Raw genomic sequence first — 14,503 nt, 5'->3', positions numbered from 1 at the left:
ACCGCTATGTATGGGAATATATAGCGGTTGGCCATTGCCGGTACAGTGCAAAGTTGCCGCGGGAGCAGGTTCTATGAGGTGATTTTGGCCAGCGCCTGCTCCGCCAGTTCGCGCGTCAGCGCGTAGGTGGTGGTGTCTCTGCCCAGGCGCAGCGCCTGGCCGGACCAGAGGTTGCTGAAGCCTGCTTCGTCCTTGGCTTTGAGCGGAATCAGTGCACCACCGGCGGTAGGGAATGCGGGAGCCGCGGGGTTGATTGGACCCAGCTCACGCATGACCCGGTTGACGATGCCTCGTGCCGGGCGACCGGTGAACAGGTTGGTCAGTGCGGTCTCGCTGGCCTGGGCATGGCGCAATGCGTGGTGGTGCGAAGGGGTGACATTGGCTTCAGGGGTAAACAGGTAAGCCGTGCCGATTTGCACCGCCGAAGCACCCAGGGCAAAGGCCGCCACAATCCCGCGCGCATCACCGATACCCCCGGCGGCAATCACCGGCACGCTTACGGCGTCAACGACTTGTGGCAGCAAGGCGAACAGGCCGATCTGGGTGTTGAGATCATCGCTGAGAAACAAGCCACGATGCCCGCCCGCTTCACTGCCCATGGCGATAATTGCATCGCAGCCGTGCTGCTCCAGCCAGATCGCTTCTTCCACGGTGGTGGCCGAGGACAGCACTTTCGCGCCCGTGGCTTTTACCCGGTCGAGCAAAGCTTTTTCCGGTAGGCCGAAGTGAAAACTGACGACCTCGGGTCGCAATTCTTCGATGAACTGGCAAGCCGCTTCGTTGAACGGCTCGCGGTTGGACACGGGTGTTGGCGCCTGAAAATCGGCACCCAGTTCGCGGTAGTAGGGTTCCAGCAGGTCCTTCCAGTGGCGGTCACGCGCGGCGTCGGGTGCTGGCGGTTGGTGGCAGAAGAAATTCACATTGATCGGACGTGGGCTGGCCTCACGGACCGTGACCAACGCTTCGCGCAGTTGCGCGAGACTCAGTGCTGCAGCCGGTAATGAGCCCAGCGCCCCGGCTTTACTGGCCTCGATGACCATGGCGGTGGTAGTGCCCACGGCCATGGGCGCCTGGATGATGGGCAGTTCGATCCCCAGCAGGTCGATAATGCGGGTGTCGGGCCAGGTGCTCATGGGATGTCTCTCCAGCGTTAATGAGGCTTTTGGCTGTTTTAACAGGGCTCACAACACCCGGCCACTCTGTTTTATTCACTGGACGAACGGAACGTTTCGTGGTGTGCCACCCGTTGAGAGCGTCACCCCGCACCGCATGAATCCGCCCATCAATGTGGGTCGCGTGGGTTGCGTGGGTTTCCAAAGAGAAAGCACTCGCTAGGCCTTCGGCAACTGCTCCCGAGCGAGCAACTGCTGCTTGCGTTCCACACCCCAGCGGTATCCCGACAGATCGCCATTACTGCGTACCACGCGGTGGCAAGGAATGGCGACCGCAAGGCTGTTCGCGCCGCATGCCTGAGCGACTGCGCGGAAAGACTTCGGCGCGCCGATTCGTGCGGCGACTTGCGCGTAGCTGGCCGTGCTTCCCGGTGGAATGTCGCGCAAGGCTTGCCACACCCGTTCCTGAAAGGCCGTGCCGCGCAGATCCAGGGGCAGGTCCAGGCCGAGCGCAGGTGCTTCGATAAACCCCACGACCTGTGCCACACACTGTTCGAAGCGCTGGTCGGCGCCTACCAGTTCGGCCTTGGGAAACTGGTCCTGCAGATCGCGTACCAATTGGTCGGGATCGTCCCCCAGCAGAATTGCGCACACACCACGGGCACTTTGCGCCACCAGGATCGCCCCCAGCGTGCATTGACCGACCGCAAACAGAATCGCAGTGTTGGTACCGCCAGCCTTGTAATCACTGGGCTTCATACCGAGAAGCTGGTCAGCCGATTCATAAAAGCGGCTGTTGGAGTTGAAACCCGCGTCATACAAAGCCTCCGTCACCGAGTGCGAGGCTTTGAGCCCATCGCGCACCTTGCGTGAGCGATGGGCGCTGGCGTAGCCCTTGGGCGTCAATCCCGTGACGGCTTTGAACACGCGGTGGAAGTGGAAGGGACTGAGGTTGGCTTGCATGGCCAGCGCGTTCAGGCTGGGCGGGGTGTCAGCCTGTTCGATACGTCGGCAAGCGTCGGCTACCAGTTGCGCGTGGTGCGCAACCAACTGCGTCTGGTCCCCGGCTGCGCGTTTGCTGGCGCGATAACCTGCAGCTTCGGCCTGCGCCGCGGTGTCGAAAAATTCGATGTTTTCCGGGCGCGGCAAACGTGAGGCACTGCTGGGGCGACAGTACACACCGGTGGTCTTCACGCCGTAGACAAACAGCGCATCGGCCTTGGGATCGCGGGCCAGGATCGCTGCCCAGCGCGGGTCTTGTTCAGTCATCATGGTCGGCACTCTTGACGGATCGTTGGCCAGATTAATCGCGCCGTGCGCATCTGGACACTCCGAAGCTTGCGGTCAAATCAACCGGCAGTGCGAAACGTGAGGTTGATGCGTTGCGGCCCCATGATCGGATGCACACCGTCCTTGATCGGCATCACCCCGTGGAAGCGCAGGCGATCCACGCCACCCCAGACCACCACATCACCATGGAACAGCGAGACTTTCCGGGGTTTGTCACTGCGCTCATGTCCGCCAAACAGGAAAATCGCCGGTAGGCCAAGCGATATTGATACAACCGGCTCGCTATAGCGACGCTCGTTTTTGTCCTGGTGCAGGGACATTTTTGCGCCGGGCACATAGCGGTTGATCAGGCAGGCGTCGGGAGCAAAGTCGAAAAAGCCGGCCTGTGCCGCCGCCTGCACCGCCAATTGACGCAACACCTCTGGCATTTGTGGCCACGGCTGTTGACTGCGCGGGTCGACTGGCGAGTAGCGGTAACCGGACGTGTCGGTGGTCCAGCCCAGATCGCCGCAACTGCTCAATGCCGCCGACATGGTAAAACCGCCAGGTGTCACCATTTGCCGAAACGGTGACTGAGCCAGCACCCGTCGCAATTCCGGCAGAATGCGTTCAATCCAGGGTAGGGCTAGGCCCCGTAATACGTAGGACTGTTCGCCAATTTGCTCACGCCCTGCGGGTTGCTGCAAGGCGTCGTCGGCGAACAGGTCGGCGGTGGGGCCGGGCATTGGCTTACAGCGCCTTGCTCACATTGATGTCGGTGATTTCATCACTGGCATCGTGAATTTTCTCCAGGGCTTGCTTGGCTTCTTCCACGCTGTTGGTCTGCAGTTGGGCGAACTCAAAGCGGCGTTCGCCGTTGAGCTTGTACTTGATTACGTATTTTGTGGTGGTCACGGCTATTTCCTGTGAAGTGTGCGGATCAGCTCAGCTTGGAGCTGGTGCGCCGCACAATGCGGATCTTGTGGGACAACGCGGGTTTGCGGGTCACGCTGATTGCGCGGCGCGTGACCACGTCCAGGGTGATGTTCCAGAACCCGGTGCTCGGGGCGGTGATTTTGGCCGGGAACTTGTCGAAGGCGCCGCCGTGATAGGTGTGACGGCCGCCATTCTTGAAACTGCGAAAATTCGCATCGCTCATCAGACGGATATTACAAGTTTGCGAGCATTCGATGACGACAATGTCGCCCTCGTTGAGGTGCTCACGCTGATGGATGAATTTCATGGGTAGGGGCTCCAGAAGGGCTTTTTCTGAAAAATCAGAACGATACGTAGGTTAAGATGGAGTTTATCAGCCCCAGCACGTTTATTATCGGCCCGTCTTCAACGACGTCGACAATTTAAAACAGTTATTTACCGAGTTATCACGGATAAATCCTACGTGGGCGGGAGAAAATTACCATTCCCGCTGTCGTAGGATCTTTATCGGAGGTTTTAGTATGAAGTGGAGTGTGTTGGTTCTGGCCCTGGCGATTGGTGGGTGTGCTTCGGTTGCAGATATCAAGCAGACCCCTCCGACCTTGGCGGTTATTTCCGGGAAGAAGCCACAGGAATACGCCGCATGTGTGGTGCAGAAACTGTCGGCAACCCGTCGGCCACCGCAGATCGAACCGCATAAGGAAGGTGGTGTGCAGGTGATTGTGCCGCAAAAGTTTTCGGCCGATCCATCAGCGATTTTCGAAATTGATGAACGCTCCAGTGGTAGCAGTATCAAGCTCTACGAGAGCATGTCTAACGTGCCGATCCGTCCGGGTGACGTGAAGAAGGCTGGCGAGGACTGCATTTCCGGCTGATAACGCCCGTTTCACCCTGCGACTTCGAATCCGATAAAAAGCCTGGTCCCATGATTGCGGGGCCGGGCTTTTTTCATGGCTGTGTGTACGTAGATGGCAGTTCGCTATAATCTCGACCAAACGCCCCACGACAGTGTCTGCGCTCTTTCCAATTCCTACGACGATGAACCTATATGAACAAGATTCTTGCACTGATTGCGGTAATGGCACTCGGCGGCTGCACGACCACCTCTGACGTCTACCTGAAAAACGGCGAACAAGGGCTGACTATTGATTGTTCCGGCGAGGCCAATTCCTGGGCCAGTTGCTATGAAAAGGCCGACGCCTCCTGTGCAGGCACCGGTTACCGTATCGTCGGCACCGAAGGCACGCCTGCACTCAAGGAAAGTGAAAAGACCTTGGGCCAAGACGTAGGCAACTACAAAGGTCGCAGTGTAGTCGTGGTCTGCAAGTAAGCATTACGCCTACATTTGAATATCGGCAAACTTGATGCCTAATCCACGAATAGTCTCCACCAGATCATCCAGGCGAGGGAAAGACTCAACCTCGTCCTGATCGTCCACCAGGAAAAAACTGCGGCCACCGCTTTTCTTGAAGAATACGATCCACTCCCCAAGATCGGCCGGGCTCTGGATGATGTGAGTGGCCGTTATCTGGCCTTCGGCCTGGCGAGCCATGACGTGTTCGCGTTTCATGAAAGACTTCCCCAAAAAGACGAATGCCGAGTAAACCTAGGGTTTGCGCGGCATTTTTGCATTGATTCGGTCGAAAGTTTAACGGATGTGAGCGGGCGAGTCGTGTTGGACGGTGTTTTTGTCTCAGCGGCAAATAGAGACTGAGAGTTACGCTGCGTTTGTAGATTCCGAATGGGTCTAAAAAACTAGTATTTCTCACAGTACTCAGTCAATTCCCGGTTAATTCACAATGGCACTCACTGGTCGGAACGTTATTCCTGACGCTTAGCGGTGCAGGTGAGCAACGTCTGACGACCAGCGGACAACGTAACGATGCGGGCAAACGAACCAGGCAGAAAGCGCGGGCATTCAAGGGAAGCGAGTAGAACGTTTACGCGCGTGACGTGCGGTATCGGTCGGATGCTTGAGACGATGGGAATGAGCCGGGAGGCGCTATCATGAGCGAAATGGATACAGTTAAAGTGTCGTACATCCCAGAGGAATTTTGCGAGGGAAATGCTAGTGAAGTGACGCGTGTAGTGAAATATAGCGCCGGAGAAGCGTACGAACTTGTGTCATTAGTAGGTGGAGTGGCAACGTACGAAGCGCCGACAAGCGAAAATAACGTTGATAGCAGAGTTGTTCGCAACTCGATGATCGCGATGTTAGGCGCCTCAAACTATAGATCTAAGTACCCATCCTCTCTAAAGCACTTGTTCGTCGTTGACGTCACTAAATGGCAGCCGCCCGTAGTTGCTCCTGAGCCTCCGAGGACCGAATGCCCAGCTCGGCCCGCAGAGTGGCCCCAACAATTGGACTGGCCCCCAGTTCGGCCCCCAGCATGGCCCCCTGGCATACAGTGGCCCCCAGAAGGCATGCCAGTCGAGCAGCTTATAGAGGTATCAATAAAAAATAATTCAATTCGGTGGGAAGAGTTTTACCGAGATCGGTATCAATGAGGATACGGTTCCGAGCACGAAAAAGCCCCGTTAATCGGGGCTTTTTCGCGCAGCCTGCAAGGTTTACTTGCCTTTCGGCCGTTTGCTCGATGCATGCCCCGCTTCATCCACGAACACTTCAGCTACGGCGATAGCCTGGCTTTCGCTCGGAAATGCACCGGCGACGCTGTCGCCGTGGAAGTTGATCAAATGCCAACCGTCCGCTCGCTGTGTGATCAGGTAGCCGTTCACGCCTTTTGGTTCTGACATCTATCAAGTATCTCGTGGTGTGGTTCAAGGCCCTTATGATAGCGCCAAATACCGCAATCCAGCGCACGTTATTCCAAGTCAGTGTTCCGGTTGCAAAAGCGTGCTAAAAAGGGTGCAGCCCTTTGATACATTGAGGGGCAAGCGTCTTTCGCCGAGGCGGTGAGCATGCGCCTCGTAAGATCAGCGGAACTTACGCTGAGATTTTTTCTCTATGATGACATCGCAACGCCAGCAGGACCCATTGTAAGGTGACTGCGGCCTGATTAGACTGCGCCGAATTCCGTACGCACAGCCCTTTGTAAGGACTTATATGATCAAGAAATGCTTGTTCCCAGCAGCCGGTTACGGCACTCGCTTCCTGCCAGCGACCAAAGCCATGCCCAAAGAGATGCTGCCGGTGGTGAACAAGCCACTGATTCAGTACGGCGTCGAAGAGGCCCTGGATGCCGGTCTGAACGAGATCTCCATCGTCACTGGCCGTGGTAAGCGCGCGCTGGAAGACCACTTCGACATCAGCTACGAGCTGGAAAACCAGATCAAGGGCACCGACAAGGAAAAATACCTGGTCGGCATCCGCAAACTGCTGGACGAGTGCTCGTTCTCCTACACGCGTCAGACCCAGATGAAAGGCCTTGGCCACGCCATCCTGACCGGTCGCCCGCTGATCGGTGACGAGCCGTTCGCCGTGGTACTGGCGGATGACCTGTGTGTGAACCTGGAAGGCGATGGTGTGCTGACCCAGATGGTCAAGCTGTACCAGAAATACCGTTGCACCATCGTTGCAGTGATGGAAGTGAACCCGACTGAAACCAACAAGTACGGCGTTATCGCCGGCGACGACATTGGCGATGGCCTGATCCGCGTACGTGACATGGTTGAAAAACCAGCACCGGAAGATGCACCTTCCAACCTGGCAATCATTGGTCGTTACATCCTGACCCCGGATATCTTCAAGTTGATCGAAGAAACCGAGCCAGGCAAGGGCGGCGAAATCCAAATCACCGACGCCCTGCTCAAGCAAGCCAAAGACGGTTGCGTGATTGCCTACAAGTTCAAGGGCCAGCGTTTCGACTGCGGCGGCGCTGAAGGCTACATCGAGGCGACCAACTTCTGCTACGAACACTTCTACAAGACTGGCAAGGCTTACTGATTAACCCAATAAGCAGCCTGTTCTAAAAAAGCCACCTTAGGGTGGCTTTTTCGTTTTTCAGCCCCATGTAAGTCGGTATGCTGATTGCCTGCCGAGGAGAGTGAAATGGCCTACGATTTTGACCTGTATGTGATTGGCGCCGGTTCCGGCGGTGTTCGTGCGGCCCGTTTTGCCGCGGGCTTTGGAGCCAAGGTGGCTGTGGCGGAAAGCCGTTACCTGGGCGGCACCTGCGTCAACGTCGGCTGCGTACCGAAAAAGCTGCTGGTGTACGGCGCACATTTCGCCGAAGACTTTGAGCAGGCCAGTGGGTTTGGCTGGTCCCTGGGTGAGGCGAATTTTGATTGGGCCACCCTGATCGCCAACAAGGATCGTGAGATCAACCGCCTCAATGGCATCTACCGCAACTTGCTGGTCAACAGCGGCGTGACGTTGCACGAAGGGCATGCGCGGCTGGTCGATGCGCATCAGGTCGAGATCAATGGCGAGCGCTTCACCGCCAAGCATATTCTGATTGCGACGGGTGGCTGGCCGCAAATTCCAGAGATTCCGGGGCGTGAACATGCCATTGGCTCCAATGAGGCGTTCTTCCTCAAGGAATTGCCGAAGCGCGTACTGGTCGTCGGGGGGGGTTACATTGCCGTGGAGTTCGCAGGAATCTTCCATGGCCTGGGCGCGCAAACCACGCTGCTGTATCGCGGTGATCTGTTCCTGCGCGGTTTCGACGGTTCGGTGCGTACGCACCTGAAAGAAGAGCTGACCAAGCGTGGCCTGGATCTGCAATTCAATGCCGATATCGAGCGTATCGACAAGCAGGCCGATGGTAGCCTCAAGGCGACGTTGAAGGACGGCCGCGTGCTGGAGGCCGACTGTGTGTTCTACGCCACCGGGCGGCGTCCGATGCTGGACAACCTGGGGCTGGAGAACACCGGCGTCAAACTCGACAAGCGCGGCTTCATTGAGGTGGATGACCAGTACCAGACCGCCGATGCATCAATCCTGGCCATTGGCGATGTGATCGGTCGCGTGCAACTGACGCCGGTGGCCCTGGCCGAGGGCATGGCCGTGGCGCGCCGGCTGTTCAAGCCTGAGCAGTATCGCCCGGTCGACTATGCGATGATCCCGACCGCGGTGTTTAGCCTGCCGAACATTGGCACCGTAGGCCTCACCGAGGAAGAAGCGAAAGAGAAGGGCCACAAGGTGCAGATCTTTGAAAGCCGTTTCCGGCCGATGAAGCTGACCCTGACCGAGTGCCAGGAAAAGACCCTGATGAAGCTGGTGGTGGACGCCGATACCGATCAAGTGTTGGGTTGCCACATGGTCGGTCCAGACGCGGGTGAAATCGTCCAGGGCCTGGCGATCGCACTCAAAGCGGGTGCGACCAAGCAGCATTTCGATGACACCATCGGCGTACACCCCACGGCGGCGGAAGAGTTTGTCACCATGCGCACGCCTGTGGCCGACTGATCAATCCTCGGGCGTTGCCTCTGGCGCCGTCGCAACGGCGGCCGCCAGGCGCAATGCTTCAAGACTGGCCTGGGCCTTGATCAGGTCCAATTCCAAGGTTTTGTTGGCGTGCTGGTGTTCCGCCAATGCTGCCTGGCGTGACTGGCTCTCCAGCACGGCAACGCGCAGGCGCTCCTGCAGCAGGGTGCGTTCGCTGTCAATCAGGCCCACTTGTTCATTCAGCTTGAGCAGCTGGGCCTGATCTTTGCGGGATTGTTCCTGTAGCGCCGTCAACGCTTTCGATGCCACTCGATGCTCAATCAACAGTCGCTCATTGTCGCGATGCAGCTGGGTGATTTCATCCTGGCGCACCATGGCGCTCTGCTGCGCTTGGCGCAGTTCAGCCTGGACCTGTTGCAGTTGACCTTCGTGGCGACGCTGTTCCTGCTCACGCTGCTCCTTGATTGCATGGCGGTAATGCTCCAAGGCATCCCGGGCGTGTAAATGCTTTTCTTCCAGTGAGCGAATCTGCTCGTCCTTGTCGCTGATCCTTAACTCGTAATCACTGCACGCCTGGCTCAGCCCGGCGTTACGGGTTTGTTCGGTCTGCAGGCTGGTGCTGGCGGTTTGCAGCGCGGCGCTTTCCTCTGCAAGGGCGGCGGCCTGGATATCAAATTGTTGCTTGAGCTGGCTGTGGGCCTCTTCAAGGGCTTCGACCTGGGTGAGCAGGGCGGCTTTCTGTTGCTCGAACTGCGCCATGGCCAGGTCGATGGGCTCCTGGGCTTTTTCCTTTAATCGTTGCGCCAGGCGCGCCACTAACTCGCCAAGCTCGTCGTCGATAGGCGCCTCGGTAATGGTGGCACGGGTCTCGCTCTCGTCCAGCTCCTTCAGATAGCGATGAATCGTGGTTTTCGAGCCCGTGTTGCCCATTTCGATGCGTACGGCGTCGATGCTGGGGTTTTCGCCGCGGGCGAGGATTGCCAAGCGCGCCGTTTGAACTACTGCTTTGTTAATGCCGCCGCGAGCCATGGGGTCTCCGTCGATTTCGTATTGTGGTACATGGTATGTATATACGTATCATATCATGAACAAAATACGGTTTGAATTCATGATTTAACAGATGGGATATTGGCGTATTATCCCGTGTCATATGCGTTTGAACCGCGCAAGCACCTGCCAGCCGTACGAATAGGCCTCCCATGAGCGATCTGGACCGTTATCTCAATGCCGCCACCCGCGATAACACGCGACGCAGCTATCGCGCCGCCATCGAACATTTCGAAGTGAGTTGGGGAGGGTTCCTGCCCGCCACCAGCGACAGCGTGGCGCGTTATCTGGTGGCGCATGCCGGGGTATTGGCGGTCAACACGCTGAAGTTGCGGCTTTCGGCTTTAGCGCAGTGGCACACGAGCCAGGGCTTTCCCGATCCGACCAAGGCGCCGGTGGTGCGCAAAGTGCTCAAGGGTATTCGCGCCGTGCACCCGGCGCAGGAGAAACAGGCCGAACCTTTGCAGCTCAAGCACCTGGAGCAGGTGGTGGCGTCCCTTGAGAGCGAGGCAAAGGCCGCGGCCCACGACCTGCCTCGGCTACTGCGCGCCAAGCGCGACACCGCACTGATCCTGCTGGGCTTCTGGCGCGGGTTTCGCAGTGATGAGCTGTGCCGTCTCGAGATCGAGCATGTTCACGCCACGCCCGGCGCGGGCATCAGCGTGTATCTGCCACGCAGCAAAAGCGACCGCGACAACCTCGGCAAGACCTATCACACCCCGGCGCTGTTACGCCTGTGCCCGGTGCAGGCCTACAACGAGTGGCTCAGTGCCTCGGCGTTGGTGCGTGGCCCGGTATTTCGCGGCATCGATCGCTGGGGCAACCTGGGGGAGGAGGGGTTGCACCCCAACAGCGTAATCCCATTGCTGCGCCAGGCGCTGGAGCGTGCGGGGATTCCCGCCGAGCAATACACCAGCCACTCATTACGTCGTGGGTTTGCCACGTGGGCCCATCGCAGCGGCTGGGATTTGAAGTCGTTGATGAGTTACGTCGGCTGGAGCGACATGAAATCCGCCATGCGCTATGTTGAAGCGACGCCCTTTCTTGGCATGACCCTGGCGACGCAACCGCTACTTTGAGATTTCTTCTATTAATACAGTCTCCTGATAGGGAAAACCAATCGTCAGCATCAGGTTTGCCAATGAGCCATCGGCTCAAAGAGTGGGTAGGATTCACTTCATCAACTTTAAGCGCTTCTACAAAACCTGACGGAGAGTCAACGATGCCTATCATCAACAGCCAAGTAAAACCGTTCAAAGCTACCGCCTACAAAAACGGCAACTTCGTAGATGTGTCCGACGCCGATCTGAAAGGCAAGTGGTCCGTTGTGTTCTTCTACCCAGCCGACTTCACCTTCGTTTGCCCAACCGAACTGGAAGACCTGGCTGACAACTACGCCGAATTCCAGAAGCTGGGCGTCGAAATCTATAGCGTTTCCACCGACACCCACTTTGCCCACGCTGCTTGGCACAACACCTCGCCAGCCATCGGCAAAATCCAGTACACCATGATCGGTGACCCAACCCTGACCATCTCCCGCAACTTCGACGTACTGATCGAAGAAGCTGGCCTGGCAGACCGCGGTACGTTCGTGATCAACCCAGAAGGTCAGATCAAGATCGTTGAGCTGAACGACGGCGGTGTTGGCCGTGACGCTTCCGAGCTGCTGCGCAAAATCAAAGCGGCTCAGTACGTCGCTGCCCACCCGGGCGAAGTGTGCCCAGCCAAGTGGAAAGAAGGCGAGGCTACTCTGGCTCCGTCCCTGGACCTGGTCGGCAAGATCTAAGTCTGTGAAGTCTCAAGGGCGGTATTCCGCACTTAAGTAAGCTGCATCCGCCCCCAAAACGCCCGGGCGAGATTCGCTCGGGCGTTTTTTTGTCTGCAATAAACCGAATAAACAGGAAATCGCCCGTATGTTGGACGCCAATCTTAAAGCTCAGTTGAAGTCATACCTGGAACGGGTCACCCAGCCGATCGAGATCGTCGCCTCCCTCGACGACGGCGCGAAATCCCAGGAAATGCTTGCCCTTTTGCAGGATGTTGTCAGCCTCACGACGCTGATTACCCTGAAAACCGATGGTGATGATGCGCGTAAGCCGTCGTTCTCCATCAACCGCCCGGGTGCCGAGATCAGCCTGCGTTTTGCCGGCATCCCCATGGGCCATGAATTCACTTCGTTGGTCCTGGCCCTGCTGCAAGTCGGTGGCCACCCGTCGAAGGCCAGTGTCGAAGTGATTGAACAGATCCGCGCCCTTAAAGGCGAGTTCAGCTTCGAGACCTACTTTTCGCTGTCCTGCCAGAACTGCCCGGACGTGGTCCAGGCGCTCAACCTGATGGCCGTGCTCAACCCGAACATTCGCCACGTCGCCATCGACGGCGCGCTGTTCCAGGCTGAAGTCGATGAACGTCAGATCATGGCGGTGCCCAGCGTTTACTTGAACGGTGTGAACTTCGGCCAGGGCCGCATGGGCCTGGAAGAAATTCTCGCCAAGCTCGACACCAGCGGGATCGAAAAAGCCGCCGAGAAAATCAGTGCCAAAGACGCCTTTGATGTGCTTGTCGTCGGTGGTGGTCCAGCCGGTTCTTCGGCGGCCATCTATGCCGCACGTAAAGGCATTCGTACCGGCGTCGCTGCCGAGCGTTTTGGTGGCCAGGTGCTGGACACCATGTCCATCGAGAACTTCATCTCGGTGCAGGAAACCGAAGGCCCAAAACTGGCCAGCGCCCTGGAAGCCCATGTACGCCAGTACGACGTGGACATCATGAACCTGCAGCGCGCCAGCAGCCTGGTGCCGGCGAAAAACGCCGGTGACCTGCACGAAATTCGTTTCGAAAGCGGTGCGACCCTCAAGTCCAAGACTGTGATCCTGGCCACCGGCGCCCGCTGGCGCGAAATGGGTGTGCCGGGCGAGCAGGAATACAAGGCCAAAGGCGTGTGCTTCTGCCCGCACTGCGACGGCCCGCTGTTCAAGGGCAAGCGTGTGGCGGTGATCGGCGGTGGTAACTCCGGCGTTGAAGCGGCCATCGACCTGGCCGGCATCGTCAGCCACGTCACCTTGCTTGAGTTCGACAGCAAGTTGCGCGCCGACGCCGTGTTGCAACGCAAGCTCTACAGCCTGCCCAACGTTGACGTGATCACCAGCGCGCTGACCAGCGAAGTGAAAGGTGATGGCCAGAAAGTCACCGGCCTGGCGTACAAGGATCGCGACAGCGGCGAGTTCAAGACCATTGACCTGGAAGGTATCTTCGTACAGATCGGTTTGCTGCCCAACACCGACTGGCTCAAAGGCACCGTGGAGCTGACGCCGCGTGGCGAAATCATCGTCGATGCGCGTGGTGAGACTTCACTGCCAGGTGTGTTCGCCGCCGGCGACGTGACGACGGTGCCGTACAAGCAGATCGTGATTGCGGTGGGCGAGGGTGCCAAGGCTTCCCTGAGTGCTTTCGATCACCTGATCCGCACTTCCGCTCCGGCGTAAATCCGAAGCCGCAATGAAAACCCCATGAGCGATCATGGGGTTTTTTTCGTTATAGCGGTGCGGGCTGGATAATCTCGACCCAGTACGCGTCCGGGTCCTTGATGAAGGCCAGGCTTTTCATGCGGCCATCGGTCAGGCGTTTCTGGAAGTCGCAGCCTAGGGCTTCGAAACGTTCGCAGGCAGCGACGATATCCGGCACCGAGATACAGATGTGACCAAAACCACGTGGGTCGGTATTACCATTGTGGTAGGCAAAGTCGGCGTCGTTTTCGGTGCCATGGTTGTGGGTCAGTTCCAGGATACCTGGGATCGACTTCATCCACTGGGTACGCTCGGCGGCGTCGGCCGGAATCTGGGACTTGTCCACCAGGGCCAGGAAGTACAGGCTGAATTCGGCTTCCGGAAAGTCACGCTTTTCAACCAGGGAGAAACCGAGGACGCGGGTGTAGAAGTCCAGAGACTTGGTGATGTCCTTGACCCGCAGCATGGTGTGGTTGAACACGAAGTTCGTGGTGGCGGTGTCCGGTTGGGCAGTGACGCCCGGGAAAGTGTTCAGTTCGTGCAGGCTCATGGGCCCTCCAGAAAAAATGGGGCAAACGCGGCTCTGAAATGTGAGCGGTTCCTTGGCTTGCGGCTGGCATCCGTGCAGCCGGACCATGATACGCAAGGCTCGCCCCAGGCGCCAAATGAAAAAGCCCAAGCAAGCCTTGCGACACATGGGCGCGGGGGCTCAAACTTTGGCGCTTGAACCTTGGGTATTTTTCACAATGATCGCATTTCGTAAACCGCTGTTGAGCGCTGTGTGTGTGCTGTTGGGCAGTTCCTTCGTGCTGGCGGCCGACCCCGAAATTCATTGGCCCAGTGGCTGGCAGGTTGAAGAGGTTGTCCCGGATGGTGACGCACCTGCCAAACCCCAGCCGGTGTCGCGACAGCGTGCGATAAAGAATGATGAAAATGGCGCGACCTTGATGGTGATGGAGTTGACGGGGACGCCGATTGAAGCGGGGCATAAGGTTAATCTTCAAGGCGTACTGCTGGAGATGCGCAAGTCCATCCAGAAAGATTTTGCCCAAGGTGGTTATCAAAGTGTGTGCAGCAAGATGCGCCCTACAACATTGAGTCATCTTGACGCGTTGGAAACTACGTGTGTGATAACCGAAAACGGGCGTCACGTGCTTTCGCAAACATTGGTGGGCGCGGTTGATGCCGATAAGGCGTATGTTTTTTCATACGCAGGGCAGGCGGATGCGTACGAAGCCAGCAAGGACGAAGTCAGTTCGGTGCGCGATAGCCTCAAACTTTAAGTGTGT

Annotated in this window: 17 protein-coding genes; 8 read left to right on the top strand and 9 right to left on the bottom strand. The window is 57.7% G+C overall.

From position 1 onward, the window contains the following. Positions 1 to 71: 71 nt before the first annotated feature. The 5 genes from PF1751_RS13875 to PF1751_RS13860 form a co-directional block, all read right to left on the bottom strand. Positions 72 to 1,133: an NAD(P)H-dependent flavin oxidoreductase gene (locus PF1751_RS13875; protein WP_044287227.1), complete on the bottom strand. Its 1,062-nt coding sequence runs from the start codon at positions 1,131 to 1,133 to the stop codon at positions 72 to 74. 198 nt (positions 1,134 to 1,331) lie between these two features. Beyond that, complete coding sequence (gene ada, locus PF1751_RS13870; RefSeq protein WP_010210342.1) at positions 1,332 to 2,384, bottom strand: bifunctional DNA-binding transcriptional regulator/O6-methylguanine-DNA methyltransferase Ada; 1,053 nt, start codon at positions 2,382 to 2,384, stop codon at positions 1,332 to 1,334. A 77-nt stretch (positions 2,385 to 2,461) separates the two neighbouring features. Beyond that, on the bottom strand, positions 2,462 to 3,127 hold the full coding sequence (alkB, locus tag PF1751_RS13865; RefSeq protein ID WP_010210343.1) for a DNA oxidative demethylase AlkB: 666 nt from the start codon (positions 3,125 to 3,127) through the stop codon (positions 2,462 to 2,464). Positions 3,128 to 3,131: 4 nt separating this feature from the next. Beyond that, positions 3,132 to 3,296 (bottom strand): hypothetical protein, encoded by a 165-nt coding sequence (locus PF1751_RS29255; RefSeq protein ID WP_010210344.1) that lies wholly within the window; start codon positions 3,294 to 3,296, stop codon positions 3,132 to 3,134. 25 nt (positions 3,297 to 3,321) lie between these two features. Next, a complete protein-coding gene (locus PF1751_RS13860) occupies positions 3,322 to 3,624 on the bottom strand; it encodes a DUF1883 domain-containing protein (protein ID WP_003191319.1) in 303 nt (100 codons plus the stop codon). Between the two features lie 214 nt (positions 3,625 to 3,838). On the opposite strand from PF1751_RS13860, the gene PF1751_RS13855 reads away from it, so the two are divergent. Continuing rightward, the gene (locus PF1751_RS13855) at positions 3,839 to 4,192 is read left to right on the top strand and encodes a hypothetical protein (RefSeq protein WP_010210349.1); all 354 of its coding nucleotides are present in this window, start codon (positions 3,839 to 3,841) and stop codon (positions 4,190 to 4,192) included. A 173-nt stretch (positions 4,193 to 4,365) separates the two neighbouring features. Beyond that, positions 4,366 to 4,647, top strand: a complete 282-nt coding sequence (locus PF1751_RS13850; RefSeq protein ID WP_044287226.1) for a hypothetical protein — start codon at positions 4,366 to 4,368, stop codon at positions 4,645 to 4,647. A 9-nt stretch (positions 4,648 to 4,656) separates the two neighbouring features. Here PF1751_RS13850 and PF1751_RS13845 read toward each other — a convergent pair whose 3' ends face one another. Together PF1751_RS13845 and PF1751_RS13840 are read right to left on the bottom strand one after the other, a co-directional pair. Continuing rightward, the gene (locus PF1751_RS13845) at positions 4,657 to 4,887 is read right to left on the bottom strand and encodes a hypothetical protein (RefSeq protein WP_010210351.1); all 231 of its coding nucleotides are present in this window, start codon (positions 4,885 to 4,887) and stop codon (positions 4,657 to 4,659) included. A gap of 1,001 nt (positions 4,888 to 5,888) precedes the next feature. Further along, positions 5,889 to 6,074, bottom strand: coding sequence for a hypothetical protein (locus PF1751_RS13840; protein WP_010210353.1), 186 nt, complete (start codon positions 6,072 to 6,074; stop codon positions 5,889 to 5,891). Between the two features lie 310 nt (positions 6,075 to 6,384). Between PF1751_RS13840 and galU the strand changes: the two genes are divergently transcribed. Further along, positions 6,385 to 7,224 carry a UTP--glucose-1-phosphate uridylyltransferase GalU gene (gene galU / locus PF1751_RS13835; protein WP_003173830.1) on the top strand — a complete coding sequence of 280 codons (840 nt, stop codon included), beginning with the start codon at positions 6,385 to 6,387 and terminating at the stop codon, positions 7,222 to 7,224. 105 nt (positions 7,225 to 7,329) lie between these two features. Continuing rightward, on the top strand, positions 7,330 to 8,688 hold the full coding sequence (gorA, locus tag PF1751_RS13830) for a glutathione-disulfide reductase (RefSeq protein ID WP_044287225.1): 1,359 nt from the start codon (positions 7,330 to 7,332) through the stop codon (positions 8,686 to 8,688). On the opposite strand, the gene PF1751_RS13825 is transcribed toward gorA, so the two are convergent. Further along, entirely contained in the window at positions 8,689 to 9,696 is a 1,008-nt protein-coding gene (locus PF1751_RS13825; RefSeq protein ID WP_044287224.1) for a DNA-binding protein, read from the bottom strand. A gap of 170 nt (positions 9,697 to 9,866) precedes the next feature. Here PF1751_RS13825 and PF1751_RS13820 point away from each other — a divergent pair, with 170 nt between their 5' ends. From PF1751_RS13820 to ahpF, 3 genes are all read left to right on the top strand, one after another. Further along, positions 9,867 to 10,793: a site-specific integrase gene (locus tag PF1751_RS13820; RefSeq protein ID WP_044287223.1), complete on the top strand. Its 927-nt coding sequence runs from the start codon at positions 9,867 to 9,869 to the stop codon at positions 10,791 to 10,793. 143 nt (positions 10,794 to 10,936) lie between these two features. After that, positions 10,937 to 11,500: an alkyl hydroperoxide reductase subunit C gene (ahpC, locus tag PF1751_RS13815; protein ID WP_010210361.1), complete on the top strand. Its 564-nt coding sequence runs from the start codon at positions 10,937 to 10,939 to the stop codon at positions 11,498 to 11,500. Between the two features lie 127 nt (positions 11,501 to 11,627). Then, on the top strand, positions 11,628 to 13,193 hold the full coding sequence (gene ahpF / locus PF1751_RS13810; RefSeq protein WP_021493112.1) for an alkyl hydroperoxide reductase subunit F: 1,566 nt from the start codon (positions 11,628 to 11,630) through the stop codon (positions 13,191 to 13,193). 49 nt (positions 13,194 to 13,242) lie between these two features. Here ahpF and gloA read toward each other — a convergent pair whose 3' ends face one another. Continuing rightward, on the bottom strand, positions 13,243 to 13,764 hold the full coding sequence (gene gloA, locus PF1751_RS13805) for a lactoylglutathione lyase (protein WP_010210364.1): 522 nt from the start codon (positions 13,762 to 13,764) through the stop codon (positions 13,243 to 13,245). A 196-nt stretch (positions 13,765 to 13,960) separates the two neighbouring features. Between gloA and PF1751_RS13800 the strand changes: the two genes are divergently transcribed. Then, positions 13,961 to 14,497, top strand: a complete 537-nt coding sequence (locus PF1751_RS13800) for a DUF4946 domain-containing protein (protein WP_031291339.1) — start codon at positions 13,961 to 13,963, stop codon at positions 14,495 to 14,497. Positions 14,498 to 14,503: the final 6 nt, after the last annotated feature.

Origin of the sequence: Pseudomonas simiae (assembly GCF_000934565.1) — a bacterium.
Lineage (GTDB): Bacteria > Pseudomonadota > Gammaproteobacteria > Pseudomonadales > Pseudomonadaceae > Aquipseudomonas > Aquipseudomonas simiae.
Note: the sequence above shows the minus strand (reverse complement) of the source record. Positions and strands in the feature narration are given on the sequence as shown.

Excerpts from the sequence above, each read along its gene's own strand:
- PF1751_RS13800 (WP_031291339.1), top strand. The coding sequence starts at position 13,961 with ATGATCGCATTTCGTAAACCGCTGTTGAGCGCTGTGTGTGTGCTGTTG.
- ada (WP_010210342.1), bottom strand. The coding sequence starts at position 2,384 with ATGATGACTGAACAAGACCCGCGCTGGGCAGCGATCCTGGCCCGCGAT.
- PF1751_RS13875 (WP_044287227.1), bottom strand. The coding sequence starts at position 1,133 with ATGAGCACCTGGCCCGACACCCGCATTATCGACCTGCTGGGGATCGAA.
- galU (WP_003173830.1), top strand. The coding sequence starts at position 6,385 with ATGATCAAGAAATGCTTGTTCCCAGCAGCCGGTTACGGCACTCGCTTC.
- PF1751_RS13825 (WP_044287224.1), bottom strand. The coding sequence starts at position 9,696 with ATGGCTCGCGGCGGCATTAACAAAGCAGTAGTTCAAACGGCGCGCTTG.
- PF1751_RS13840 (WP_010210353.1), bottom strand. The coding sequence starts at position 6,074 with ATGTCAGAACCAAAAGGCGTGAACGGCTACCTGATCACACAGCGAGCG.
- PF1751_RS13850 (WP_044287226.1), top strand. The coding sequence starts at position 4,366 with ATGAACAAGATTCTTGCACTGATTGCGGTAATGGCACTCGGCGGCTGC.
- PF1751_RS13860 (WP_003191319.1), bottom strand. The coding sequence starts at position 3,624 with ATGAAATTCATCCATCAGCGTGAGCACCTCAACGAGGGCGACATTGTC.
- PF1751_RS13820 (WP_044287223.1), top strand. The coding sequence starts at position 9,867 with ATGAGCGATCTGGACCGTTATCTCAATGCCGCCACCCGCGATAACACG.
- PF1751_RS13855 (WP_010210349.1), top strand. The coding sequence starts at position 3,839 with ATGAAGTGGAGTGTGTTGGTTCTGGCCCTGGCGATTGGTGGGTGTGCT.
- gloA (WP_010210364.1), bottom strand. The coding sequence starts at position 13,764 with ATGAGCCTGCACGAACTGAACACTTTCCCGGGCGTCACTGCCCAACCG.
- ahpF (WP_021493112.1), top strand. The coding sequence starts at position 11,628 with ATGTTGGACGCCAATCTTAAAGCTCAGTTGAAGTCATACCTGGAACGG.
- alkB (WP_010210343.1), bottom strand. The coding sequence starts at position 3,127 with ATGCCCGGCCCCACCGCCGACCTGTTCGCCGACGACGCCTTGCAGCAA.
- ahpC (WP_010210361.1), top strand. The coding sequence starts at position 10,937 with ATGCCTATCATCAACAGCCAAGTAAAACCGTTCAAAGCTACCGCCTAC.
- gorA (WP_044287225.1), top strand. The coding sequence starts at position 7,330 with ATGGCCTACGATTTTGACCTGTATGTGATTGGCGCCGGTTCCGGCGGT.
- PF1751_RS13845 (WP_010210351.1), bottom strand. The coding sequence starts at position 4,887 with ATGAAACGCGAACACGTCATGGCTCGCCAGGCCGAAGGCCAGATAACG.